We start from the raw sequence: 23,474 nt of genomic DNA, 5'->3' as shown, positions 1-23,474 counted from the left end.
GCTACGCTAACCAACATGGCTCACGCACGCTCCGCCCTCAGCGCTCAGGTATCTGCACCTGCGCCGGCGCGACGCCGTGCCCGCCGCGACGAGCGACGTCGTAGCTTTGTTGACGCCACCGACGAGCGACGATAGGCGACGCCCCCTAATTGTTTTTTTCGCGAAAGCGAAAGAGACCGGGCGTTGCCGGAATCCGGAATTCACACCCACAACTCGTCCTTGAAGGTAGCCTCAATGTCTTTTTCTGTCGCGATCGCCGGAGCATCCGGATACGCCGGGGGAGAGCTGCTGCGCTTGCTCGCCAGCCACCCCGAATTTGAAATCACCACCGTCACCGCCCACTCCAAGGCCGGGCAGACCGTCGCCGCGGTCCACCCGCACCTGCGCTCGCTCGCCGAAAAGGTCTTTGTCGAGACCAACGCACAAAACCTCGCCGGCCACGACATCGTGTTCCTGGCCCTGCCGCACGGGGCCTCCGGCGCGCTCACCGCGCAGCTGGACCCGAACACCCTGGTGGTGGATTGCGGGGCCGATCACCGCCTGGAATCCGAGGAGGACTGGGCCGCGTTCTACGGTGGCGACTTCTTCGGGGCCTGGACCTACGGGGTTCCCGAGCTGCTGATCGGCTCGGGCAAGCAGCGCGAGAAGCTGGTCGGCACCAAGCGGATCGCCGCCCCGGGCTGCAACGCCTCGACCGTGGAACTCTCGCTGGCCCCGGGTATCGCCGCCGGCGTGATCGAGCCGCTGGACATCGTGACCGTGCTGGCCGTGGGCCCCTCGGGCGCCGGGAAGGCGCTCAAGACCAACCTGCTGGCCGCCGAAATTCTGGGCACCGCCAACCCCTACGCGGTGGGCGGCACGCACCGGCACATCCCCGAGATCATCCAGGGTCTGCGTTGGGCAGGGGCCGAGCAGGCAACCGTATCCTTCACCCCGGTGCTGGTCCCGATGTCGCGCGGAATCCTCGCCACCACAACCGCCAAGATCGTGCCGGGCACCACCGCCGAGCAGATCCGCGCGGCCTGGGAGAGCGCCTACGCCGACGAGACCTTTGTGCACCTGCTGCCCGAGGGCGTCTTCCCCCGCACCGCCGACGTGCTGGGGGCCAACACCGCGCTGATGGGTCTGGCGATCGACGAGGCCGCCGGCCGGGTCATCATCGTGACCGCCGTGGACAACCTGGCCAAGGGCACCGCGGGCGCGGCGATCCAGTCGGCCAACATCGCCCTGGGCCTGCCCGAGGCTACCGGCCTTTCCATCGACGGGGTTGCCCCGTAATGGCCGCCACCACTCTTTCCCTCATCACCACCCTTCAAGGAGCACTATGAGCGTCACCACCCCCTCGGGATTCATCGCCGCGGGTGTTCCCGCCGGCCTCAAGTCCACCGGCAAGCCGGACCTCGCCCTCGTGGTTAACACCGGCCCGGAGAAGAACGCGGCCGCCGTGTTCACCAGCAACCGTGCGCTGGCCAACCCGATCATCTGGTCCAAGGAGGTCATCAAGGATGGGCGCGTGGACGCCATCGTGCTGAACTCCGGCGGTGCCAACTGCTTCACCGGCCAGCAGGGTTTCCAGACCACCCATGCCACCGCCGAGGCCGTGGCGAACGGGCTGGGCATCTCGGCCACCGATGTGCTGGTGTGCTCGACCGGTCTGATCGGTGAGCAGCTGGATCTCGGCAAGCTCACCGCCGGTGTCGAAGCCGCGACCGCCGCCCTCGACGAAAACGGTGGCGAGCACGCGGCCGCCGCGATCATGACCACCGATACCGTGCCCAAGACCAGCGAGTTCCTCGCCACCGACTGGGCCATCGGCGGCATCGCCAAGGGTGCGGGCATGCTCGCCCCGGGCCTGGCAACCATGCTTGTGGTCATCACCACCGACGCCTCCCTCGCCCCCGCCGACCTCGACGCGGCACTGCGCGAGGCCACCCGGGTGAGCTTTGACCGGCTCGACTCCGATGGCTGCATGTCCACCAACGACCAGGTCACCCTGCTCGCCTCCGGTGCCTCGGGCGTCACCCCGGACCTCGCCGACTTCACCGCCGCGCTGATCCAGGTGTGCTCCGACCTCGCCGAGCAGCTTCAGGGCGACGCCGAGGGTGCCAGCCACGACATCGCGATCGTCGTGACCGGTGCCGAGACCGAGGCCGACGCGGTCGAGGTGGGCCGTTCGGTGGCCCGCAACAACCTCTTCAAGGCCGCGATCTATGGCAACGACCCCAACTGGGGCCGGGTGCTGGCCGCGATCGGAACCACCTCGGCACCGTTCGACCCGTATAACGTGGACGTCTCCTTCAACGGGGTCCGGGTCTGCCACGAGGGCGGTCCGGACCAGAGCCGCGACCTGGTGGATCTGACCCCGCGCGCGGTCAAGATCGAGATCGAGCTGAACGCCGGTTCGGCCGCCGCGACCATCCTGACCAACGACCTCACGCACGATTACGTGCATGAGAATAGCGCGTACTCGAGCTGATCCATGCCTACCACCATTGATATTTCGCTCGAAGAGGCGCACGCCAAGGCCTCGGTCCTGATCGAGGCGTTGCCGTGGCTCAAGCGGTACCGCGGCGCGATCGTGGTCATCAAGTTCGGCGGCAACGCGATGATCTCCCCGGAGCTTGCCGCGGCCTTCGCCGAGGACATGGTGTTCCTGCACCACGCGGGCCTGCGCCCGGTTGTGGTGCACGGTGGCGGCCCGCAGATTTCCGCGGGCCTGGCCGAAAAGGGCATCGCCAGCGAGTTCCGCGGCGGCTACCGGTACACCAGCGACGAGGCCATCGGCGTGGTCCGCGATGTCCTGCGTAACCGGGTAAACCGGTCGCTGGTCACCGACATCAATCAGCACGGAAACATCGCCCGCTCGCTCTCGGGGGAGCAGGCCAACCTCTTCGGTGGCCGGACCCGCGGCGTGCTGGTGGACGGGGAGATGCAGGATCTCGGCCGCGTGGGCGACATCCTCGAGGTGGACCCCTCGGCCGTCCTGGACGCGCTGGATGCGGGTCGCATTCCGGTGATCACCTCGATCGCCTATGACCTGGACGATCCCGAGCGCCTGCTCAACGTCAACGCCGACTCGGCCGCCGCCGCGATTGCGATCGCGCTGAACGCCGATAAGCTGCTGGTCCTCACCGATGTCGCCGGTCTCTACAGCGACTGGCCCAACCGCGATTCGCTGGTCTCGGTCATCTCGACCGCCGAGCTGCGCGAGCTGCTGCCGGAGCTGGAATCCGGCATGATCCCCAAAATGAACGCGTGCCTGGACGCGGTGGATAACGGTGTGCGTAACGCCGCGATCATCGACGGCCGGATCGAACACTCGATCCTGCTGGAGGTTTTCACCTCGAACGGAATCGGCACCCAGGTAGTAAGCGAGACAGAATGACCTCCTGGCAGGACACCTCCGCCGCCACCATGATGAACACGTTTGGGCCCACCCAGGCGCTGCTGGTCTCCGGCGAGGGCGCACGCGTGCGCGACAGCGACGGGAAGGAGTACCTCGATTTCCTCGGTGGCATCGCGGTCAACTCCCTGGGGCACGCCCACCCGGCGATCGTCAAGACGATCAGCGAGCAGGCGGCCACCCTGATCCACGTCTCCAACTTCTTCTCCAGCCCGCCGCAGCTGGCACTGGCCGAGAAGCTCAAGCGGGTCTCGGGCGTCGGCGAGACCGGACGGGTGTTTTTCACCAACTCGGGCACCGAGGCCAATGAGGCGGCGTTTAAGCTGGCTCGGAAGTTCGGCGGCGAGGCTCGTCCCACCATTCTGGCGCTGGAGCAGGCGTTCCACGGGCGTTCGATGGGGGCGCTGGCTCTCACGGCTAAGGAGGCTTACCGGGCCCCCTTCGCCCCGCTTCCCGGTGGGGTGCGGCACATTCCCGCCACCATCGAGGCGCTGGATACGGCCCTGGACGAGAGCGTGTCGGCCCTGATCATCGAGCCGATCCAGGGTGAGGCGGGCGTGATCCCGCTGCCCGAGGGGTACCTGCAGGCAGCCCGCGCGCTGACCCGCGAGCGCGGCGCACTGCTGATCATCGACGAGATCCAGACCGGCATCGGACGGACCGGCGAGTGGTTCGGCTTCCAGTCCGAGGACATCCTGCCCGACGCCTTCACCCTGGCCAAGGGCCTTGGTGGCGGCTTCCCGATCGGCGCGCTGGTCACCACCGGTGCCGCCTCCGAGGTGTTCACCCCGGGAACCCACGGCACCACCTTCGGCGGGAATCCGCTGGCCACCGCCGTGGCGGGGACCGTGCTGGATGAGATCGAATCCGGCGACCTGCTGATCAACGTGCGCGAGCGCGAGGCGCAGCTGCGCGGTGCGATTGCCGGGCTGAACTCCCCGCTGATCGCCGGTGTTCGCGGTCGTGGTCTGCTGCTGGGCATCGCGCTCACCGCGGATATCGCGCCCGCGTTGGCCGCCGAGGCCCTGGCCGCGGGGCTGATCGTCAACGCCCCCAACGCCGCGACGATCCGCATCGCCCCGCCGCTGAACATCACCTCCGCCGACGTGGACGCCTTCGTGGCGATCCTCGACGGCCTGCTCGCGGCACACGCCGCCTAGTTTCGAGAAGTAGGAGACCGATTATGACCCGTCACTTCCTCCGCGATGACGACCTGAGCCCGGCCGAACAGGCCGAGGTTCTGGATCTCGCGATCAAGCTCAAGGCTGACCGTTTCAGCGAGAAGCCGCTGGCCGGCCCGCAGACCGTCACCGTGTTTTTTGACAAGACCTCGACCCGGACCCGGATCTCTTTTGCGACCGGAATCGCCGACCTGGGTGGCGTACCGCTGATCGTGGGCGGCGGCGAGAGCCAGCTGGGTGCCAAGGAATCGATCGCCGACACCGCGCGCGTGCTGGAGCGTCAGGTCGCCGCAATCGTGTGGCGTACCTTTGCCCACTCGGGCCTCGAGGAGATGGCCGCCGGGACCACCGTTCCGGTGATCAACGCGCTCTCCGACGACTTCCACCCGTGCCAGCTGCTGGCCGACCTGCAGACCATTCGCGAGCACCGTGGAGACCTGGGGGGCCAGACCCTCGCCTTCCTCGGCGACGGTGCCTGCAACATGGGGAACTCCTACCTGCTGGCGTGCGTCAACGCCGGGATGCACGTGCGGATCGGTGCCCCCGAGGCATTCACCCCGGCTGCCGACGTGGTGGCCGATGCAATCAAGCTGGCCGAGCAGACCGGCGGATCGGTGTTCATCACGACCGATGCCCGCGAGGCCGTGGCCGGTGCCGACGTTGTGGTCACCGACACCTGGGTGTCGATGGGCAAGGAGGACGAGAAGGCCGATCGGGTTGCCGCATTCGGTGCCTACTCGGTGACCTCCGAGCTGATGGGCCTGGCCAAGGACGACGCGATCTTCATGCACTGCCTGCCCGCCTACCGCGGCTATGAGGTGGACGCCGACGTGATCGACGGCCCGCGCTCGGTCGTCTGGGACGAGGCCGAGAACCGTCTGCACGCGCAGAAGGCCCTGATGGTCTGGCTGCTGAAGCAGAACCAGAAGGCCGCGGTCTAGTGCCTTCGGGGATCGCTCAGGGCACGGTGCTGTCTGCGCCGTCGGTGTCCGGCGATCCCCGCTCCGCCCGCATTGCCGGACTCGATATCGCCCGCGGCCTGGCGATCCTGGGCATGTTCATCGCGCACATCATTCGCCCGGAAGAGGCCGTGTCGGCGGATCCGGATACCTGGATCGGCCTGGTCAACGGACGTTCGGCGGCGCTGTTCGCGGTGCTTGCCGGGTTTTCGCTGGCGCTGCTCTCGGGCCGGGGCACCCCGCCGGAGGGCGAGGCCGTGCTGCGCATGCGACTGCGGATCGGTGCCCGTGCGCTGGTGATCTTTGCCCTGGGCGGGATCCTCAGCCTGGGGGATCACGGCATCGCGGTGATCCTCGAGTACTACGCCATCGCCTTCCTGCTGGTCCTGCCGATCATCCGCTGGCAGGTGCGAAACCTGCTGATCCTGGCGGGGGTGCTCGCGGTGCTGGCCCCGATCGCACAGGTCGGCATCGCGCTGTTCATTCAGGACAATGGGGGCGGCACCTCGGCTCTGGCCCTGCTGATGATTTTTGGGTACTACCCGGCGCTGATCTGGGTGGTGTTCATGATTGTCGGATTGGCGGTAGCCCGCTGGCTGTTTGCCGGCGGAATCTCCGGATCCTCCCTCGGCCTGATCGCCCTGGTGGGTGCCGGGCTCGCGATCCTCGGCTATGGGGGCGCCAGCGTGTTCGCGCAGATCACCGGGATCGAGCAGGGCGAGGTGTTTGTCGGCTATCCGCAGTGGGCAAACCTGCTGGGTGCGGCACCGCACTCGGGCAGCACGTTCGAACTCCTGGGTGCCTCCGGGATCGCGCTGCTGATCATCGCCGCCGCCCTGGCCCTGCCCCGCTGGGCCCAACGGGCTCTCTGGCCGCTGGCCGCCACCGGCCGGATGGCGCTCACCGCTTACGCCGTGCACCTGATCGCCCTGGTGATCCTGGTTTCCACGGAGGTGGACCGAACCGATCCGGTGGCCCAGACCTGGTGGTTCGTGCTGGTTACCCTGATCGGCTGCTCCGCCTGGATCCTACTGTTCCGGCAGGGCCCGCTGGAAAAACTGGTGTCGTTCTGCTCTCGCGCCGCCGCCTCGGTGCCCGGGCCCGCCCGCACCACTCAATAGACTGACTCTTATCCTTTTCGCTCACACGCCTGACCACTGCACGACGGGACGCTTCACACCATGACCTCTCACACCAACGATTCCGGAAACCGCGCCGCCGAGGCGGGGGCCCTCTGGGGCGGACGCTTCGCCAGCGGCCCCTCGCCGGAGCTCGCCCGCCTGAGCAAGTCGACCCAGTTTGACTGGACCCTGGCGTCCTACGACATCGACGGGTCCAAGGCCCACGCGGTCGCCCTGAACGCCGCCGGTTACCTCGACAACGACGAGCTGGTCGCGATGCACGCCGCGCTGGAGACCCTGCGCGCGGATGTGGCCTCGGGTGCGTTTGTCGCGGCCGAGTCGGATGAGGACGTACACTCGGCCCTCGAGCGCGGACTGGTCGAGCGCGCCGGAGCAAACCTGGGTGGCAAGCTGCGCGCCGGCCGGAGCCGCAACGACCAGATCGCCACGTTGGTGCGCCTGTACATGCTCGAGCACGAGAGTGTGATCCGCGGCCTGCTGGTGCAGCTGGTCGAGATCCTCGCGGGTCAGGCCGAGGCGCACCCCGGTGCGATCATGCCGGGTCGCACGCACCTGCAGCACGCGCAGCCGGTGCTGCTGGCCCACCAGCTGGCCGCGCACGCGTGGCCGCTGGTGCGTGACCTGGAGCGTCTGCGCGACTGGTCGGTTCGTGCCAAGCGTTCGCCGTACGGGGCCGGTGCGCTGGCCGGATCCTCGCTGGGTCTGGATCCCGAGCTGGTGGCCTCGGAGCTGGGGCTGTCCGGTGCGCTGGAGAACTCGATCGACGCGACCGCCGCCCGCGACGTGGTGGCCGAGTTCGGGTTTATCCTCGCCCAGGTGGGGATCAACCTGTCGCGTCTGTCCGAGGAGATCATCCTCTGGAACACCCGCGAGTTCGGATTTGTCCGCCTGCACGACTCCTTCTCGACCGGCTCGAGCATCATGCCGCAGAAGAAGAACCCGGACATCGCCGAGCTTGCGCGCGGCAAGTCGGGTCGTTTGATCGGAAACATCACCGGCCTGCTGGCCACCCTGAAGGCCCTGCCCCTCGCGTACAACCGCGACCTGCAGGAGGACAAGGAGCCGATCTTCGACTCGGTTGACACCCTCGAGGTGCTGCTGCCCGCGTTCAACGGCATGATCGCCACGCTGACCTTCAACACCGAGCGGATGGCCGAGTTGGCCCCGCAGGGCTTCTCGCTGGCCACCGATGTGGCCGAGTGGCTGGTCAAGCAGGGCGTGATCTTCCGCGACGCCCACGAGATCTCCGGCGAGCTCGTGCGCTTCTGCGAGGAAAACGGCCTGGAACTGCACGAGCCCACCGATGAGCAGCTGGCCGCGGTTTCCCCGCACCTGCTGCCGGCGGTCCGCGAGGTGCTGACCATCGAGGGTTCGGTCAACAGTCGCGTGGGTGCCGGTGGCACCGCCACGGTGCGGGTGACCGAGCAGCTCGCCAACCTGCGCGGACGCCTGGCGGACTTCCGCTAGATCGCCGCGGGCCCGCACACACACGGCCACCCCGCCGAGCTTCCCGCTCGGCTGCCCCCCCCCGAACGCCCCGTTCTCCCTCGTGGAGCCCGGGGCGTTCGGCGTTCCGAGCTCTCAGCGGTTGAGCGGGGAACAGGACGACGATTGCGTGATGAGATCGAAACTGTTGGTTCCTGATTTTGTGGGGCAACCCGTTCACATTGCCCGAGACACCGCGCGCGAACTCGGGCTTTCCCTGGCCAACATAGACATTGATGGGCCGCCCGTTGGCGCATTATCCTGGCCGGGTCTGTACTACATCACTTCTCAGAATCCGCTCGCGGGAGAACCTGCGAATGAAGGCGACTGGATATTTGTGACTATTGCGGCATACGATCCGGGCGATTCTGCAGGCATGATACTCAACCAACTCTGATGGATGTAGTCACTTTGCTTCGGGACGCACCCGCGCGTGTGGGTATCGGAAACAAAACTATTATTTCTTCATACGAACATCATTCCTGTATGTTTAAGGCATGAACACACTCGGCATGAAGCGCATTCGGTGAGCGTCCCGGCAGCCGTTGTCCGCGAATCCTCGATTCGGCTGACCCTGCGCACCCCGCTGTACCGGGCGGCGACCCTGGCCCTGTTCCTCTCGGGGGTAGGGATTTCGGCCGCGGCACCGCTGATCGCCTCCTTCCTGGTGACCGAGCTACACGCCTCGCTCCCCGTTGCCGGTTTGTACTATCTGACAAACCTCGCCGCCCCGGTTGCCGGTTATCTGGTGGGGGCACGCTCGGATCGGACCGGGTCCCGACTCGGGCTGTTCCGGATCTGCGCGGCCGCCGGCTTTCTCGGTTGGATAGGCATCGCCTTCTCCACCCAGCTCTGGATGCCCTTTGTGATTAGCGCGGTGGTGCTGGGCTTTGCCGGGGCGTCCACCTCGCAGCTGTTTGCGGCGCTGCACGATGAGCTGGCTCGGCGTCCCTCTCCGTTGAATGACGGTGTGGTGGCGATCGTGCGGACCGCGCTGACCGCCGGCTGGGTCATTGGCCCGGTGATCGGATCGTTCCTGGCGGCGTCCGCCGGATACCGCGCCATGCTGGTGGTGGTTGCCATCGCGACCCTGGCGCAGATCCTCCCGCTCGGAGGCATTCGAGATGGACGCCCCCGCACCGTGCCCCAGAGCGATGTCGCCGCACCGGAAACCGGGCCGATTGTGCTGGGTGGGGCGTCCACCGAGGCCGCGCTTCCCGAGGGTACCGCGACGGCCGCGGCGGCCGGGGGTGCCGAGGCCGCATCCGCCGAGGCCGAGCATCGCCAGGGTCCGGGCCTTCGCGCGATGCTGCCGCTGCTGTTTTTCACCGCGTTGTACATCTGCGTCTATGCGGGGGAGTCGGTCAAATACGCGTATCTGCCGATCTATATGAACGAGCAGATGCAGCTCTCTCCGGCGCTGGTTGGGGCGGTCATCGGTATCCAGCCGCTAGTCGAGCTGCCGTTGATTCCGGTCGCGGTGATGCTGGGACGTCGCTTCGGCGCGGTCCGGTTGATGGCGATCGGTGCGGCGATGGGTGTGGCCGCGAACCTCTGCTTTGCGCTGATCGGCACCGTTCCGGCACTGTTTGCCGGACAGATCCTGATGGGCATCGTCTGGGGAATCTTCGCCGGCCTCGGAATCCTGGTGGCGCAGCGCCTGCTGCCCACCGCGGTGGCCACGGCCTCGGCGATCTTCCTCAGCTCAACCGCGCTGAGCTCCGCGCTCGGCGGCCTCACCGGAGGTTTCGGCGTTGCCGCGCTGGGTTTGCCGATGGTCTTTGTGATCCCCGCCGGTTTCGCCGCGATTGCGGTGATCGGGCTGATCGTGATGGATCGGCGCGGTCGCCAGGCGGACCAGCGGCGCACCCAGATGGACCAGCGGCGAACCCAGGCGGTCTAGCGGCGCACCCAGACGGACTAGCGGTGCCCCCAGATGAACCCGCGAAACGTCTTGACGGGCCAGCGAAGCGGCTAGGCGACGTCGTCGACCAGCCCCACGAACCGTCCACCGACACCGAACACCTCGGCGCGGATCGCCCCGGGAGCGGCCTTGGGCCACTCCTCGATCTCGTGGTCATCGCACACCACATAGGTGAACTCCGGCCACCACTTCTTGGGACGCGCCCGCTCGGTGAACCCGCAGACCGCGCACACCAGATCCGACCACACCGGACGCTTACCGGTGCGGTTTGCCCGCGACTGCGCGAGCCAGGCCGGGGGAGTCGTATCGAGCTCGACCACGGCCGCCTCGGTGAGCTGGGGCGGCAGTCCATGCCGCACCGCCATCTCCAGGGGGATGTCCAGGCGCTGTGCTGCTTCTCGTCTCGTGACCATTTGACCCATTCTAGCCGGGAACTTCCCGAGCCCCGGTGATGGGTGTGTATATCCCTCTTGACACTTGCTGTAAACCCCCATCTAGACTACCCTGATGAAGGATGCCAAGCGAAAAGACGTGGAGCGGTTTTTGCGGTCACAGGGATTCACGGTGGATCGCGACGGTGGCCCGCACACCTGGTGGAAAAAGCCGGGAAGCAGATCCGTGCCGATTCCCCGTCATCGGTTGGTCTCCGCTGGAGTCCTGAGAACGGTGGAGCAGGTAGTCGGGTTTGTCCCGGATGAGTGGAAGTGAGCGTGCTCATGAAACGAAACAGTTACGAGTTGGTTGTCTCGCGAGAGGGCAGATGGTGGATCATCGATGTGCCCGCGATTGACTATCGGACCCAGGCCCGTACGCTGTCCGAGGTCGAGGAGATGGGGCGCTCGCTCATCGCGGGCGCGCTCGACCGTGAGGAGGACTCGTTCGACATCAGCGTGACCATCGAGAAGCCGGCGGACGTTGCCCGGCGGTTAGCCGATGCGGCCGAGCTTGATCGGGTTGCGCTCGAGTCTGCGCAACAGGCTGCTCGTGATCGGCGTGCGGCCGCGCGGGCGCTCCGTGACGCATACGGACTCAGCGCGATAGATTCGGCGACCGTGTTGGGGATTTCACGTGCCCGGATCTATCAGCTCCTCGATGATTCCGAGCGATCCGCTGCCGAGGCTCTGAACGCGTAGCGCCGAAGCACCTACGCCAGGATGATCCGCCAGGCGATGAAGCCCGCGATCAGCAGGGCGGTCCCGATCGGGAAGCCCCACTTCAGGCGCGACGGCGGGGACATCGGATCCAGCGGGGTTCCGCGACGATACGCGGTGGCGGTGGGACGCAGATGCGAGAGCACTGCGTCGGCGGCGGTGAAAAAGCGTAGCCACACGTTCGGGTCACCCGTGTCCATCGGACGGGTGCTCACCAGGATCAGGTCGGAACCGGAGAACTCCAGGTCAAACTCGGTCGCGTAGAGCGCCAGGGTTTCCATGAAGTCCGGGGTCAGGAAGTAGAGGGCGTCGCGCTGCAACACCTCGGGGGCGTAGACGCCGAATGCGCGCGGGAAGTCGCCCTCCAACTCGATCCGCTGGTCATCGGCCAGGCGCAGCCGGGTGCGGCGCGAGCGCCAGCCGGCGACCCCGTCGTTGTGGCGGGAGTCCAACACGATATGGGGCATCTGCACGCCCAGTGGGATGCGCAGGTAGGCATATTCGCCGGGACGATCAATCAGCTCGCGCTTGATCCGCTTGCTGGACATGTTGTCGGCCCGCTGGGCCAGCCGCAGGCCGCCGCGGGAGGTGAACCCGTTGTAGTCGCGGGCGCTGGGCCCAAGGATCGCGGTCTGCTCCATCGTCTTGAGTGGGAGCGGCGCAAACTGGAGTCCGGTCGCGTCGGCAAAACGCACCATCCGCGCCCAGTCCTTCCAGCGCGGCCGGTTTTTCTGCACCCAGTAGGGCAGGGCAACCAGTTGCAAGAGGCAGAATCCGATCAGAAACCACGGGGCAATCGCCGTGGATCCGCCGCTGATCATCAGAAAGGCGAGGAACACCCCGATCGCGCCCACCAGGAGCATGATGACCACCGAGGATCCATACTCACCCCACGTGGGGATGGCCTGGGTCCAGCGGCTATCCCCGCGCACCCGGTTTTTGAGCGCCCGAATCTCCTCGGGGGTGGCCGGGGCGGCCAGCACGTCGAGTGGGAGGTCCGCCAGGGTCGGGATCGGGGGTGTGGACACGGTGCTCCTGAGATGAGGGTGCGGCCGAGCCGCGGGCAAAATCACACTATCGCGACGGGGGATCCGATGCGCGGATTCCGGCGTGGATCTCCCGGACAAATCCCCGCCATTCCGCTGCTATTCTGGGGAGCGTGTCTAATCCCAATTTTGCCAAGCAGAGTAATGACTCGTCCTTTGACTCGCTCTGGGACGAGCTGGTGTGGCGTGGCCTGATCCACGTCTCGACCGATGCCGAGGAGCTCAAGAAGCTCATCGACGGCGAACCGATCACGTATTATTGCGGATTTGACCCGACCGCTCCCAGCCTGCACCTGGGTAACTTTGTGCAGCTGCTGTTCATGCGTCGTCTGCAGCTGGGCGGGCACCATCCGCTGGGCCTCGTGGGTGGATCCACCGGTCTGATCGGTGACCCGCGTCCCACCGCCGAGCGCACCCTGAACACCCCGGAGACCGTGGCCGCCTGGGTCACGCGCCTTCAGGCTCAGGTGTCGACCCACCTCGACACCGAGGGCGAGAACGGCATGCGCCTGGTCAACAACCTGGACTGGACCTCGCCGCTCAGCGCGATCGAGTTCCTGCGTGACATCGGTAAGCACTTCCGCGTGGGTACCATGCTGAAGAAGGACGCGGTGAGTGCACGCCTGAACTCCGATGCCGGTATCTCCTACACCGAGTTCAGCTACCAGATTCTGCAGGCTCTCGACTACCGCGAGCTGTACAACACGTACAACTGCGTGCTGCAGACCGGCGGCAGCGACCAGTGGGGCAACCTGATCGGTGGCGTCGACCTGATTCGTCGCTCCGAGCAGGCCAACGTGCACGCGATCGGCACCCCGCTGATCACCAACAGCGACGGCACCAAGTTCGGTAAGAGCGAGGGTAACGCGATCTGGCTGGACGCCGAGCTGTGCAGCCCGTACGCGATGTACCAGTTCTGGCTGAACACCGACGATGCCGACGTGATCGACCGCCTCAAGGTCTTCACCTTCCTCTCCCGCGCCGAGATCGAGGACTTCGCGAAGCTCGTGGCGGATGAGCCCTTCCGCCGGGCGGCGCAGAAGCGTCTGGCCCTGGAAACCGTGACCCTGGTGCACGGTGCCGAGGCCGCGAACGCCGCCATTGCCGCCTCCGAGGCGCTGTTTGGACAGGGCAACCTGGCCGAGGTGGATCCGGCGACCCTGGCGACCGCGCTGCGCGAGCTGCCCAACATCACCGCCGAAACCGGCACCCCGATTGCCCAGCTCCTGGTCTCGACCGAGCTGTGCTCAAGCCTGGGTGATGCCCGTCGCTCGATCGGCCAGGGCGGCGTCTCGCTCAACGGTGTGAAGGTTACCGATGAGGCCGCGGTCCTGACCGACCTGCTGCCCGGTGGCGTCGCGGTACTGCGACGCGGCAAGAAGACCCTGGCAGGAATCTTCACCGCCTAAATCACAAAACCGCGCGGCACCGGAGCGATCCGGTGCCGCGCTGTTGTGTGTCCGGGTTATCCGCGGATCAGGATGTCGCGGACGTCCGAGCGGGTTTCGGCGGCAATCGCCGCATCCCGAGCCTCGGCCAACACATCGGCGAGGAGCACGCGCGATCCCCGGGTCGCGCTGAGCACCGCGGCCTCAACCATCGCCAGCGAGTGGATGTTGGCATGCACCTCGGTGTCGGGTACATCCCCGGTGCGCAGCGCGGCGATGAACTCGGCGAGGGACCCGTTGATCTCTTCGGGAAAGGGGATCGAGGCGTCGGTGAGCGATGCGGGTAGCGCGGCGAGCGCCAGCCCGGGGAGCTCGGCACTCGGCGCGGATTCCCCGTCCCACAGCGCGGTGCCGTGTTCCCCGCCGATGCGCCAGCTACCGTTCCAGGAGGTTTCGGCCCCCGGCGTGCACCAGCTGCCCGAGTACACAAACCGGGTGCCGCCCTCGAATTCAAACACGGCGGCGGCATTGGCATCTCCGGCGTACCAGCTCCATTCGGGGTTGTACTCCTCGCAGTAGACGGCCACCGGATCCAGGTTCAGGAGGTAGCGCACCGCGTCGAACTGGTGGATCGCCATGTCTACCAGCAGCACGTGATCCATCTCATCGCGGAATCCGCCAAAGCGCGGGGCCTTGGCAAACTCGCAGCTCACGGTGCCCACGGTTCCCAGCTCACCCACGCGTGCGCGCAGCGCGGCGAGGGCCCGATAGTAGCGGCGCGACTGACTGGTCATCAGCAGCTGACCGCTCGCCTCGGCCGAGGCCGCGAGCGAAAGCGCGGTGGCCACGGTGGGGGCGATGGGTTTTTCGCACAGCACCGGCAGCCCGGCAAACAGCGCCTCGGTACTCACCGCGTGGTGGGCAACCGGAACGGTCACGTTGACCACGGCCTGCGCGCCGGTTTCCGCGGCGAGCGCCGATACCGAGGTGCCCACGGGCAGATCGACGAGGCCGGTGGCGGCCAGCGCGGCCCGGGCCGCATCGAGGTTGAGATCGACCAGTCCGACGATCTCGGCATCGGGGGAGGCGATCAGCGCGCGCAGCCACTGCTGTCCCATCGCCCCGGCCCCCACCAGGATGATGCGCACGGGTGCGCCGGTATTAGCTAGCAGGGCGTGGGTCATCGAACCAGCGCCCCGCGGTAGTCGCGACCGTTATAGAAGTCCTCGGTTTCGTAACGGAGCAGCGTCGGGACCTCGCGGGTCGGGCGCACCGAGTGTGCCCAGCTCACGCCGTTGGCGATGACGCGGCGCACGTGTTCGTGGTGGTAGACCGGGTAGTCCTGATCCCCGGGGCTAAAGAAGAAGATCTTGCCGTGGCCGCGACGCCAGGTGCAGCCGCTGCGGAAGACCTCCCCGCCGGAGAAGGCGCTGAGGAAGATCAGTTCGTCGGGGGCCGGGATATCAAAGAACTCCCCGTACATTTCCTGCTGCGGGATGATGAACGGGTGCGGTACCCCCTGGGCGATCGGGTGGGTCGGGTCCACGGTCCAGACCAGCTCGCGATCCTCCTCGCTCCGCCAGCGCAGGGTGCAGGTGGTGCCCATCAGCTTCTGGAAGATCTTGGACCAGTGGCCCGAGTGCAAGACAACGAGGCCCATGCCGGCGAGGACGTGCTGGTGCACGCGTTCGACAACCTCATCGGCAACCTCGGCATGGGCGGCGTGGCCCCACCACACCAGCACGTCGGTGTCCGCGAGAACCTCCTCGGTGAGACCGTGCTCGGGCTCGTCCAGGGTGGTGGTGTGGACGCGCGCCCCGGCGCCCAGGTGTTCCTCGATGCCGGCGCGGATCGTATTGTGCATGCCCTCGGGATAGATTTCGGCAACCTTGGGCTCGATCTGCTCGTGCCGGTTTTCGCCCCAGACGAGGACGCGCAGTGGGGAAGTGGACTGAGTCATGGTGTTCCTTTTCGACGATGAAATGGTGGATGGTTACTTGACGGCGCCGCCGGTGGCCCCGGCGGCGATGAACTTCTGGGCCAGCACCAGCAGGATGATGGCGGGAATGGAGGACAGTACGGCGGTCGCCATCACGGCCGACCAGTTCGATACCTGGGTGCCCAGGTACTGGTAGATGCCCAGGGTGACCGGGCGCACATCCTCGGTGGTGGTCAGGGTCAGTGCAAAGAGGAAGTCGCTCCAGGAGAAGAGGAATCCAAACAGCGCGGCGGTGATCAGGGCGTTGCGACTGACCGGCACCACGACGGAGACGAACGCCCGGATGAGCCCGGCCCCATCGATCCGAGCGGCCTCCACGATGGCGGGCGGGATGCCCATCATCGAGGTGCGCAGGATCAGAATGGCAAACGGAATGGCCAGGCTCGCATCGGCCAGGATCAGCCCGGCAATCGAGTTGAGCAGCCCCAGGTCGTTATAGGCGCTGTAGAGCGCGTTGGCGATCACCACACCCGGCACCATCTGCGCGATGATGATCACCAGCAGGGCCACGTTAATCCAGCGGAACCGGAACTGGGCCAGCGCATAGGCGGCGGGTGCTGCGATCAGCAGCGTGAGCACCACGGTCCCGATCGAGATGATGAGGCTGGTCAGGAGGTTGTGTCCCTGATCGGCGATCGCCCGCTCATATCCCGAGAAATCGGGGGCGAACGGGAAGATGCCGGCGGTGAGGGTGTTCCCCGAGGGCTGGAGGGAGGCGTTGACCATCCAGTAGATCGGAAACAGCATGATGGCCAGGAAGAGGATGCCCAGCGCGGTGGAGGTTCCGCGTGAGAGGCGTCCCCGCCGGGCGCGCCGGGTGGCGGCAGTGGGGAGATTCAGCGTGGTCATGATGACTCCTATTCATCCACCGCGCGCCGGTTCGCACGCAGGTAGATCACGGCAAAAATCAGCGAGACGAGGATCAGGATGTTGCTCCAGGCCGAGCCGATCCCGAACTCGAAGTTCACAAACGACTCCTGATAGGAGCGCACGGCGAGGGTCTGGGTGGCGTTGGCCGGTCCGCCGTTGGTGAGTCCGAGGATCACGTCCAGCACCTTGAGCGTGTAGACCACCCCGAGGACGAGCACCACGCTGATGACCGGACGCAGGTTGGGCACGGTGATGTGCCAGAACGCCTTCCATCCGGTGGCACCATCCAGCGCGCCTGCTTCGTAGAGTTCCTCGGGGATATCCTGCAGCCCGCCATAGAGCAGCGCCACGTTGAACGGGATGCCCACCCAGATGTTGACCATGATGACTGCGATCAGCGCGACACCGGGATCGGTGAGCCACCCGATCGGCGCATCGGTCAGCCCGATTGATCCGAGGAAGCGGTTGAGGATGCCGCTGTCCTGATCGAGAATCGAACGCCAGGTGGCACTCGAGACGATCATCGGCAGCAGCCAGGGCAGCAGGAGCATCGAGCGCAGGAACCCGTTGAGCGGGAACCGACGGCGGAAAAACACCGCCAGGGCCAACCCGATCACAAACTGGCCGGCGATCGATCCGATGGTGAACAGCGCGGTGTTCCACAGCGCCGGGGTAAACAGACTGCTGGTGAACACCGATACGTAGTTGGCAAAGCCCACCCAGGGGGCCTCGCCGGTGAAGAAGGTTTTGGTGGTGTATTCCTGCAGGCTCATCGTGAGGTTTTTCACGATGGGGTAGCCGAAAAACGCCAGGATGTAGAGCGCGGCCGGGGCCACAAACAGTAGGCGGGTAAAACGTTCGGGGCGTCGGCGACGTCGCGGGGGCGCCGCGGGGATTTCCGGGGAGCCGGGCCCGGCGCCGAGGGGGCGGGGGCACCGCCGTGTCTCGGATGCCGGACCGGCGGTCCCGGAAGCGGGAACCTGGAGCGTCATCGAACTATCCCGCCTTCGCCTTCGAGAACGCATCGCTGGCGCTCTCCTTGCCGGTGAGTGCGAGCTGGATACCGGTGTACATAACCGTTGCGGCCTTGGGCCAATCCTCCCCGAGGATCCCGGTGCGCGAGCGGGCGTTGGCGACCTGCTCGGTGAAGGCGGCCATATCGGGCACCTTTTTCACATACTCTTCGGCGAGGGCGGTCTTGGTCGGGACGGTGTAGCGGGACTCGGCGAGCGAGAGCTGGTTGTCATCGTCGGTAATGCACTCAACAAACTTGGCCGCCTTGGCCTGCTTTTCCTTGTTGCCGGTCTGCGGGACGGTCCAGACCTCGCCGCCCAGCGGAGCCGTCGGCGTCTGTCCGGCCCTGTTGATCGGCACCTGCACGCTGGTCCAGGTCAGGCTCGGATCGGCGTTGAGTGCGGGGATCTGCCAGGGTCCGTTGATCATCATCGCGGCCTTGCCGGCCATGAACTGGTCCTTCACATCGGCCTGGCTCCAGTTGATCACGCTCTTGGACGCGGCCCCGGAGTTCACCAGATCGACCTGCAGCTGGAGCGCCTCGGCGGCCTCCGGGCTGTCCAGCTTGTCCTCGGATCCCCCGTTGGTCCAGAGGAATGGGAGGAACTGCCAGCTGCCCTCATAGGTGGCGATCGAGGAGAACGCCAGCCCGTAGCGATCGCCCGAGGAGAGTGCCTTGGCGGTGGTTTTGAGTTCATCCCAGGTGGTGGGGATTGCCAGGCCTGCCTCATCCAGCATGGCCTTGTTCACAAACAGGCCCAGGGTGTTCACGGTGGGGGCGAGTCCGTAGACCTCACCCTGATAGGTGGCCGCGTCGAGGATGCCCTGGGCAAAACCCGAGGTGTCCACGTTGAACTGGCTGAGCGGGGTGAGCCCACCCGAGGACGCGATCTCCTGCAGGTCGGGGTTATCCAGCATCAGCACGTCGGGCAGCGTCTTCGAGGAGGACATTTGCAGGACCTTTTGAATCAGATCCTTCCCCGGGACGCCGGTGCGGTTGAGCTTCACCTTGAGTTCGGCCGCGCACTTATCCAGTGCCGCCACCACGAGTCCCTGGTCGGGGTCGTTGACGTAGTAGTCGACCACGCTGAGGGTGTCGGCCTCGGAGGATGCTCCGCCGCCGGATCCGCCCGCGCTGCATCCGCTCAGGGCGAGGGGAACCAGGGCGAGGCTCGCTAAGACGGTCAGACGATGTTTTTTCTCCATGATGCGGCTCCTTTGCCGGTGAGAGACTTCGACCCGTTCGGTAAACCGCTTTGATCCGCAGCAGTCCGGGGATCGTGTCGAGGTGTAATTTCGTGGGTGACGCAACAATCTCACGACTCCGAGCCCGTGTCAACCAAAAAGTTAACCGGTTCACTGTTTTGTTATTTGTGCGCCGCGTCGGTCTCGGCGCGGTCGAGGGGTGTGAGAGACTGCACACACCAATTCGCAAAGGAACCCCATGGCAACCATGCGCGACGTCGCGAAACTGGCGGGTGTTTCCCTCGCCACGGTTTCGTTCGCGATCAACAACACCAAGCCGGTCGCCCCGGCCACCCTGGAACGTGTGCGCGAGGCGATGGACACCCTGGACTATCGTCCCAATGCGATCGCCCGTGCGCTGGCGAGTAAGCGTACCCGGATCATCGCGCTGCTGTTTCCGATGGAGGATCACAGCCTGAGTGGGACCGCCCTGAAGTTCTTCACCGCCGCCGCCGAGGCCGCCTCCGAGCTGGGGTACAACCTGATCCTCTGGCCCGGCGATAACGGGGCCGAACACATCGACCGGGTGGTGAGTAATGGCCTGATCGACGGGGTCATCCTGATGGAGGTCCACCTGGACGATGAGCGCGTGGTGCGTCTGCGCGAACTCGGCGTTCCCTTCACGCTGATCGGTCGCACCCGGGAGCTCTCGGGCATCAGCTATGTGGACGTGAATTTCGAGGGCGCGGTGATCGATGCGCTCGCCCGCTTCGAGGCGCTGGGCCATCGCAGTATCGGCATCGTTTTTGATGACGATGGGGATCCGGGCACCAGCGACTACGGACCGGTCGCCCGCACCCGCGACACCTATCTCGAACGGATGCGCGCAATCGGTGCCACCCCGGGAATCTTTTCCTGCGCCGAAAGCTCCTCGGCCGGGCGGGCGCTGGTCCCGCGAATTCTCGCCGAGATGCCCGATGTCACCGCGCTGCTCCTGATCAATGAGCACGCCTCCCCGGGGATCGTCAGCGCGCTCGCCGCACACGGGCGACCCGTGCCCGAGGCCGTCTCGGTGCTCGTGGTGGGGGCCTCGGTGGATATCGTGAGCGCCGCCGATCCCGAGCTCACCGTCTACGAGTCACCCAGCCGGGAGCTGGGCCGCCGGGGTGTGCGGGATCTGATCCAGCGCCTGGAGAACCCGAACCTGGAACCGGCCGCCGCGCTGGTGGACTGTCTCTATGTGGATGTGAACTCGATCGCACCGGGTCGGCCACGCGCCTAGCCGTTCGATCACTCGTCCCCCATCGGACACCCCAACCTGTTATCTTTGGGGCGGGTCGAGCGGGAAATCGCGGCCCGGCCGGGGAAAATTTGGGACGGTGGTGCCGCGTGTACCACGCCCGAATGACGTCATCGAGGAGAACGCATGGGTCAGGGCATCGACATCGATCTGGTACGCGAGGGCGCGCTCGCCGAGGCGGACCTTCCCCTGGCGGCCGCGAAACTCGCGGGGATGTCAACTAGCGAGGTCACCTCGACCCTGTGGCGCTGTAGCCTTAAGCGATCGGCGGTCCTGTTCCGGCTGCTGAGCAAGGAGCGCGCGCTGGAGGTTTTTGAGCGCTTCGAGCCCGCGCACCAGGCCGATCTTGTCCGGGCCCTGCGTGATGAGGATGTCACCGGGCTGTTTGCCGGTCTCGACCCGGATGACCGGGTGGGCCTGCTGGATGAGGTGCCCGCGTTATTGGCCAAGCGCCTGCTGTCGGATCTGACCCCGCATGAGCGCGCGCTGACCACGCTGATGCTCGGCTATCCGGCCCGCTCGGTGGGTCGTCGGATGAGTCCGGAATATGTGCGGGCACATCCCGAGTTCACCGCCGGACGGGTGCTGGAAACCGTGCGTCACCGCGCCACCGAGGCCGAAACCATCTACATGATTCCGGTCACCGATGGGGAAAAGCGGCTGGTCGGGGTGGTCAGCCTCCGCGAGATTCTGGCGGCCCCCGAGGACGCCCGCGTGTCCGACCTGATGCAGACCCCCGAGTTGGCGACCGTGAGCGATGACGCCGAGCAGGTGGCCCGGCGCTGTAGCGAGGCGAATTTGCTGGCCATGCCGATCGTGGATAGCGAAAAGCGCCTGGTGGGCATCCTCACCATCGACGATGCCCACCAGATTCTGCGCGACGCCGAGGATGAGGATATCGCCCGCGCCGGTGGTGCCGAGCCGCTGCGCCGGCCCTATCTCTCGACCTCGGCGTTCAAGATTGCCCGGGCCCGTGTGGTGTGGCTGCTGGTGCTCGCGGTCTCGGCGCTGCTGACGGTTCAGGTCCTCGGCATCTTCGAGGCCACGCTGGAGCAGAAGGTGGTGTTGGCGCTCTTCATCCCGCTGCTCACCGGAACCGGCGGAAACACGGGCTCGCAGGCGGCCACCACGATCACCCGCGCGCTGGCGATGGGGGAGGTGACCTCGAAGGACGTGGGGCGTGTGTTGCTGCGCGAATTCCGGGTGGGCACCACGCTGGGACTCCTGCTCGGAATCCTCGGCTTCACCCTGGCCTCGCTGGTGTATGACGTGCCCACGGGCCTGGTAATTGGCTCGACCCTGCTGTGTGTCTGCGCGATGGCCGCGACCGTGGGCGGCGCGATGCCGCTGATCGCCAAGGCCATTCGGGTCGACCCGGCGGTGTTCTCGACCCCGTTCATCACCACGTTCTGTGACGCCACCGGCCTGCTGATCTACTTCAGCCTGGCCAAGGTAATCCTGGGAATCTAACCGCTCTCGGCTTCGATCGGAGGCTCGCGGATTTCGATTCGTAGATCTCGATTTTCAGTTTCCGCGCCGCGGTGTGCGGTCTCGCCGGTTCCGGTGTCAGCGACAGCGACAGCGACGGCGCCAACGGTTACGGTGCGGACGTGGGCAGTCGAGCCTCGACGACCAGGCCGCCCTCTGCCCGGGGCGTGAGGCTCAGCGTTCCCGCGTGTGTGCGCAGGATCGCGGAGACGATCGCCAGCCCCAATCCCACGCCGCCCTCGGGATCGTGGCGACGCGCTGCTCCGCGCTGGAACGGCTCGGTCAGCGTGGCGACGAGTTCCGGGGTGAGAATCTGCCCGCTGTTTTCCACGCGCAATACGCCCTGATCGCCCCGGGGTTCGGTGCCGATCCGCACCCATCCACCCTCGGCGGTGTTGTGGACCAGGGCGTTTCGAATCAGGTTGATGGCCACCGCATGCACCAGCGCCGGGTTGCCCCACACCCGCGCGGGTAGGAGCGCGGTGTCCACCCGAATCTGGGCGTGTTCGGATGCCTGGGCGAGCTCGGCAATCGCCGCGAGCACCGTCGCGGTGAGGTCGATCTCCTCGGCGGCCGGCGGTTCATCCTCGGCTCGGGCGAGCAACAGAAGCGCCTCGGTCAGTGCGATCGCGCGCTCGTTTGTGTGGGAGAGCCGGGACACCAGTTTCGGGACGTCGACCCGGTCGGGGGCGGCCTCGGCGACCTCGAGTATCGTCCGGATGACCGCGTGGGGAGTGCGCAGCTCATGGGACGCGTTGGCCGCGAAACGTCGCTGCTCGGCGAGCATGCCCTCGACCCGATCCAGCATCGAATCGAAGGTGTCGGCGAGTTCGCGGAACTCGTCCCGGCGGCCGGGGAGCTCGATTCTTCGGTCCAGGATCCCCTCGGCGGCTGCCCGGGTGACCGCGGTGATTCGGGTCAGCGGCGCCAGCATCCTTCCGGCCAGAAACCAGCCGCCCAGCAGTCCAACCGCCGTGAGAAACCCCAGCACCGCAAAAGCTCGTGGCCAAAATACCCGGAGAAGATCGCCGCGGTTGGGGGCGAAGGTGCTCCCATCGGGCGCATTGGTCTGGACCAGGGAGCTGGTGGGCACGAACTGCAGCACGTACTGTGCAAACAGCATCAGGGCGATCCCGGCAACCAGGAGAAAACCGGTATAGCTGAGGGTGAGTTTGACCCGCGCGGAGAGACCGCGCGCCCGGGACGTCATGCCGTGCCCCCGGGTGTGGGGGCGGCGAAGTAGTACCCCGATCCCGGCCTGGTGTGAATTAACCACGGCTCGCCGAGCCGTTTGCGCAGCGAGGAGATGGTGATCCGCACCGAGTTGGTGAACGGATCGGCGTTTTCATCCCAGGCGCGCTCGAGCAGGGTTTCGGCGCTGAGTACGCCGCCGTCCGCGCGCATCAGCTCCTCCAGCACGGCGAACTGCTTCCGGGTGAGCGCCACATAGCGCTGATCCCGATAGACCTCGCGTCGGAACATGTCCACTCGGAGCCCGGCCGATTCCAGGACCGGGGGTGCGGCCTCGGGGGAGCGCCGGGCAAGTGCCCGCACCCGCATGATCAGCTCACGCAGGGCGAAGGGCTTGGTCAGGTAGTCGTCGGCACCGAGTTCAAATCCGATTGCCTTGTCGTCCAGGCGATCGGCCGCGGTGACCATGAGGATGCGGGTGCCCAGCCCATCGGTGAGAATCTCCCGGGCAATATCGTCGCCCGAGGGGCCGGGAATATCCCGATCCAGGAGCACCACGTCGTAGCCGTTGAGAGCCAGCAGTTCCTGCGCCGCGAACCCATCCAGGGCGATATCGGCGGCGATGGCCTCCAGGCGCAACCCATCCTGGATCGCCTCGGCCAGAAACGGCTCGTCCTCAACTATCAGCACACGCATGCACACAGTCTAGGAAGTCGGCGTATCGAAAACATATGAAAAACCGGATACG

Annotated in this window: 23 protein-coding genes; 14 read left to right on the top strand and 9 right to left on the bottom strand. The window is 66.3% G+C overall.

Annotated elements, in window-relative coordinates; translation table 11 throughout:
• Positions 1-234: 234 nt before the first annotated feature.
• From argC to C7C57_RS12025, 9 genes are all read left to right on the top strand, one after another.
• Positions 235-1,278: an N-acetyl-gamma-glutamyl-phosphate reductase gene (argC, locus tag C7C57_RS12065; protein WP_187976615.1), complete on the top strand. Its 1,044-nt coding sequence runs from the start codon at positions 235-237 to the stop codon at positions 1,276-1,278.
• 46 nt (positions 1,279-1,324) lie between these two features.
• On the top strand, positions 1,325-2,476 hold the full coding sequence (gene argJ, locus C7C57_RS12060; protein ID WP_187976614.1) for a bifunctional glutamate N-acetyltransferase/amino-acid acetyltransferase ArgJ: 1,152 nt from the start codon (positions 1,325-1,327) through the stop codon (positions 2,474-2,476).
• 3 nt (positions 2,477-2,479) lie between these two features.
• Positions 2,480-3,385: an acetylglutamate kinase gene (argB, locus tag C7C57_RS12055; RefSeq protein ID WP_030148857.1), complete on the top strand. Its 906-nt coding sequence runs from the start codon at positions 2,480-2,482 to the stop codon at positions 3,383-3,385.
• Positions 3,382-4,563 carry an acetylornithine transaminase gene (locus C7C57_RS12050; RefSeq protein WP_187976613.1) on the top strand — a complete coding sequence of 394 codons (1,182 nt, stop codon included), beginning with the start codon at positions 3,382-3,384 and terminating at the stop codon, positions 4,561-4,563. The genes argB and C7C57_RS12050 overlap by 4 nt, the downstream gene beginning before the upstream one ends.
• A 23-nt stretch (positions 4,564-4,586) precedes the next feature.
• Positions 4,587-5,525 (top strand): ornithine carbamoyltransferase, encoded by a 939-nt coding sequence (gene argF, locus C7C57_RS12045; protein WP_187976612.1) that lies wholly within the window; start codon positions 4,587-4,589, stop codon positions 5,523-5,525.
• On the top strand, positions 5,525-6,664 hold the full coding sequence (locus C7C57_RS12040; RefSeq protein ID WP_187976611.1) for a heparan-alpha-glucosaminide N-acetyltransferase domain-containing protein: 1,140 nt from the start codon (positions 5,525-5,527) through the stop codon (positions 6,662-6,664). The genes argF and C7C57_RS12040 overlap by 1 nt, the downstream gene beginning before the upstream one ends.
• Positions 6,665-6,724: 60 nt before the next feature.
• Positions 6,725-8,152, top strand: a complete 1,428-nt coding sequence (gene argH, locus C7C57_RS12035; protein WP_187976610.1) for an argininosuccinate lyase — start codon at positions 6,725-6,727, stop codon at positions 8,150-8,152.
• 151 nt (positions 8,153-8,303) lie between these two features.
• A complete protein-coding gene (locus tag C7C57_RS12030; RefSeq protein ID WP_187976609.1) occupies positions 8,304-8,567 on the top strand; it encodes a PASTA domain-containing protein in 264 nt (87 codons plus the stop codon).
• Between the two features lie 129 nt (positions 8,568-8,696).
• Complete coding sequence (locus C7C57_RS12025; RefSeq protein WP_187976608.1) at positions 8,697-10,073, top strand: MFS transporter; 1,377 nt, start codon at positions 8,697-8,699, stop codon at positions 10,071-10,073.
• A 71-nt stretch (positions 10,074-10,144) separates the two neighbouring features.
• On the opposite strand, the gene C7C57_RS12020 is transcribed toward C7C57_RS12025, so the two are convergent.
• The gene (locus tag C7C57_RS12020; protein ID WP_030148852.1) at positions 10,145-10,507 is read right to left on the bottom strand and encodes a hypothetical protein; all 363 of its coding nucleotides are present in this window, start codon (positions 10,505-10,507) and stop codon (positions 10,145-10,147) included.
• A gap of 94 nt (positions 10,508-10,601) precedes the next feature.
• On the opposite strand from C7C57_RS12020, the gene C7C57_RS12015 reads away from it, so the two are divergent.
• Together C7C57_RS12015 and C7C57_RS12010 are read left to right on the top strand one after the other, a co-directional pair.
• Positions 10,602-10,802 (top strand): type II toxin-antitoxin system HicA family toxin, encoded by a 201-nt coding sequence (locus tag C7C57_RS12015; RefSeq protein WP_187976607.1) that lies wholly within the window; start codon positions 10,602-10,604, stop codon positions 10,800-10,802.
• 8 nt (positions 10,803-10,810) lie between these two features.
• A complete protein-coding gene (locus tag C7C57_RS12010; protein ID WP_187976606.1) occupies positions 10,811-11,227 on the top strand; it encodes a hypothetical protein in 417 nt (138 codons plus the stop codon).
• An 11-nt stretch (positions 11,228-11,238) separates the two neighbouring features.
• Here C7C57_RS12010 and C7C57_RS12005 read toward each other — a convergent pair whose 3' ends face one another.
• Positions 11,239-12,273 (bottom strand): hypothetical protein, encoded by a 1,035-nt coding sequence (locus C7C57_RS12005; protein ID WP_187976605.1) that lies wholly within the window; start codon positions 12,271-12,273, stop codon positions 11,239-11,241.
• A gap of 131 nt (positions 12,274-12,404) precedes the next feature.
• On the opposite strand from C7C57_RS12005, the gene tyrS reads away from it, so the two are divergent.
• Complete coding sequence (tyrS, locus tag C7C57_RS12000; RefSeq protein ID WP_255505670.1) at positions 12,405-13,700, top strand: tyrosine--tRNA ligase; 1,296 nt, start codon at positions 12,405-12,407, stop codon at positions 13,698-13,700.
• Positions 13,701-13,756: 56 nt separating this feature from the next.
• Here the strand turns inward: tyrS and C7C57_RS11995 are convergent, their stop codons facing one another.
• The 5 genes from C7C57_RS11995 to C7C57_RS11975 are packed head-to-tail and all read right to left on the bottom strand — an operon-like array spanning position 13,757 to position 18,768.
• Entirely contained in the window at positions 13,757-14,863 is a 1,107-nt protein-coding gene (locus C7C57_RS11995) for a Gfo/Idh/MocA family protein (RefSeq protein ID WP_187976604.1), read from the bottom strand.
• Positions 14,860-15,639 carry a ThuA domain-containing protein gene (locus tag C7C57_RS11990; RefSeq protein ID WP_187976603.1) on the bottom strand — a complete coding sequence of 260 codons (780 nt, stop codon included), beginning with the start codon at positions 15,637-15,639 and terminating at the stop codon, positions 14,860-14,862. The genes C7C57_RS11995 and C7C57_RS11990 overlap by 4 nt, the downstream gene beginning before the upstream one ends.
• A gap of 33 nt (positions 15,640-15,672) precedes the next feature.
• Positions 15,673-16,527 carry a carbohydrate ABC transporter permease gene (locus C7C57_RS11985; protein WP_187976602.1) on the bottom strand — a complete coding sequence of 285 codons (855 nt, stop codon included), beginning with the start codon at positions 16,525-16,527 and terminating at the stop codon, positions 15,673-15,675.
• An 8-nt stretch (positions 16,528-16,535) separates the two neighbouring features.
• Positions 16,536-17,540, bottom strand: a complete 1,005-nt coding sequence (locus C7C57_RS11980; RefSeq protein ID WP_187976601.1) for a carbohydrate ABC transporter permease — start codon at positions 17,538-17,540, stop codon at positions 16,536-16,538.
• 4 nt (positions 17,541-17,544) lie between these two features.
• Entirely contained in the window at positions 17,545-18,768 is a 1,224-nt protein-coding gene (locus C7C57_RS11975) for an extracellular solute-binding protein (protein WP_187976600.1), read from the bottom strand.
• 238 nt (positions 18,769-19,006) lie between these two features.
• On the opposite strand from C7C57_RS11975, the gene C7C57_RS11970 reads away from it, so the two are divergent.
• Positions 19,007-20,029 carry a LacI family DNA-binding transcriptional regulator gene (locus C7C57_RS11970; RefSeq protein WP_187976599.1) on the top strand — a complete coding sequence of 341 codons (1,023 nt, stop codon included), beginning with the start codon at positions 19,007-19,009 and terminating at the stop codon, positions 20,027-20,029.
• 144 nt (positions 20,030-20,173) lie between these two features.
• Positions 20,174-21,517: a magnesium transporter gene (gene mgtE, locus C7C57_RS11965; RefSeq protein WP_187976598.1), complete on the top strand. Its 1,344-nt coding sequence runs from the start codon at positions 20,174-20,176 to the stop codon at positions 21,515-21,517.
• A 127-nt stretch (positions 21,518-21,644) separates the two neighbouring features.
• Here the strand turns inward: mgtE and C7C57_RS11960 are convergent, their stop codons facing one another.
• Both C7C57_RS11960 and C7C57_RS11955 read right to left on the bottom strand, forming a co-directional pair.
• The gene (locus C7C57_RS11960; protein WP_187976597.1) at positions 21,645-22,745 is read right to left on the bottom strand and encodes a HAMP domain-containing sensor histidine kinase; all 1,101 of its coding nucleotides are present in this window, start codon (positions 22,743-22,745) and stop codon (positions 21,645-21,647) included.
• Positions 22,742-23,422 carry a response regulator transcription factor gene (locus C7C57_RS11955; protein WP_187976596.1) on the bottom strand — a complete coding sequence of 227 codons (681 nt, stop codon included), beginning with the start codon at positions 23,420-23,422 and terminating at the stop codon, positions 22,742-22,744. The genes C7C57_RS11960 and C7C57_RS11955 overlap by 4 nt, the downstream gene beginning before the upstream one ends.
• Between the last annotated feature and the right edge of the window lie 52 nt (positions 23,423-23,474).

This window comes from Mycetocola sp. JXN-3, from assembly GCF_014522285.1.
Lineage (GTDB): Bacteria > Actinomycetota > Actinomycetes > Actinomycetales > Microbacteriaceae > Mycetocola > Mycetocola saprophilus.
This window is presented reverse-complemented; position numbering and strand designations above follow the sequence as displayed.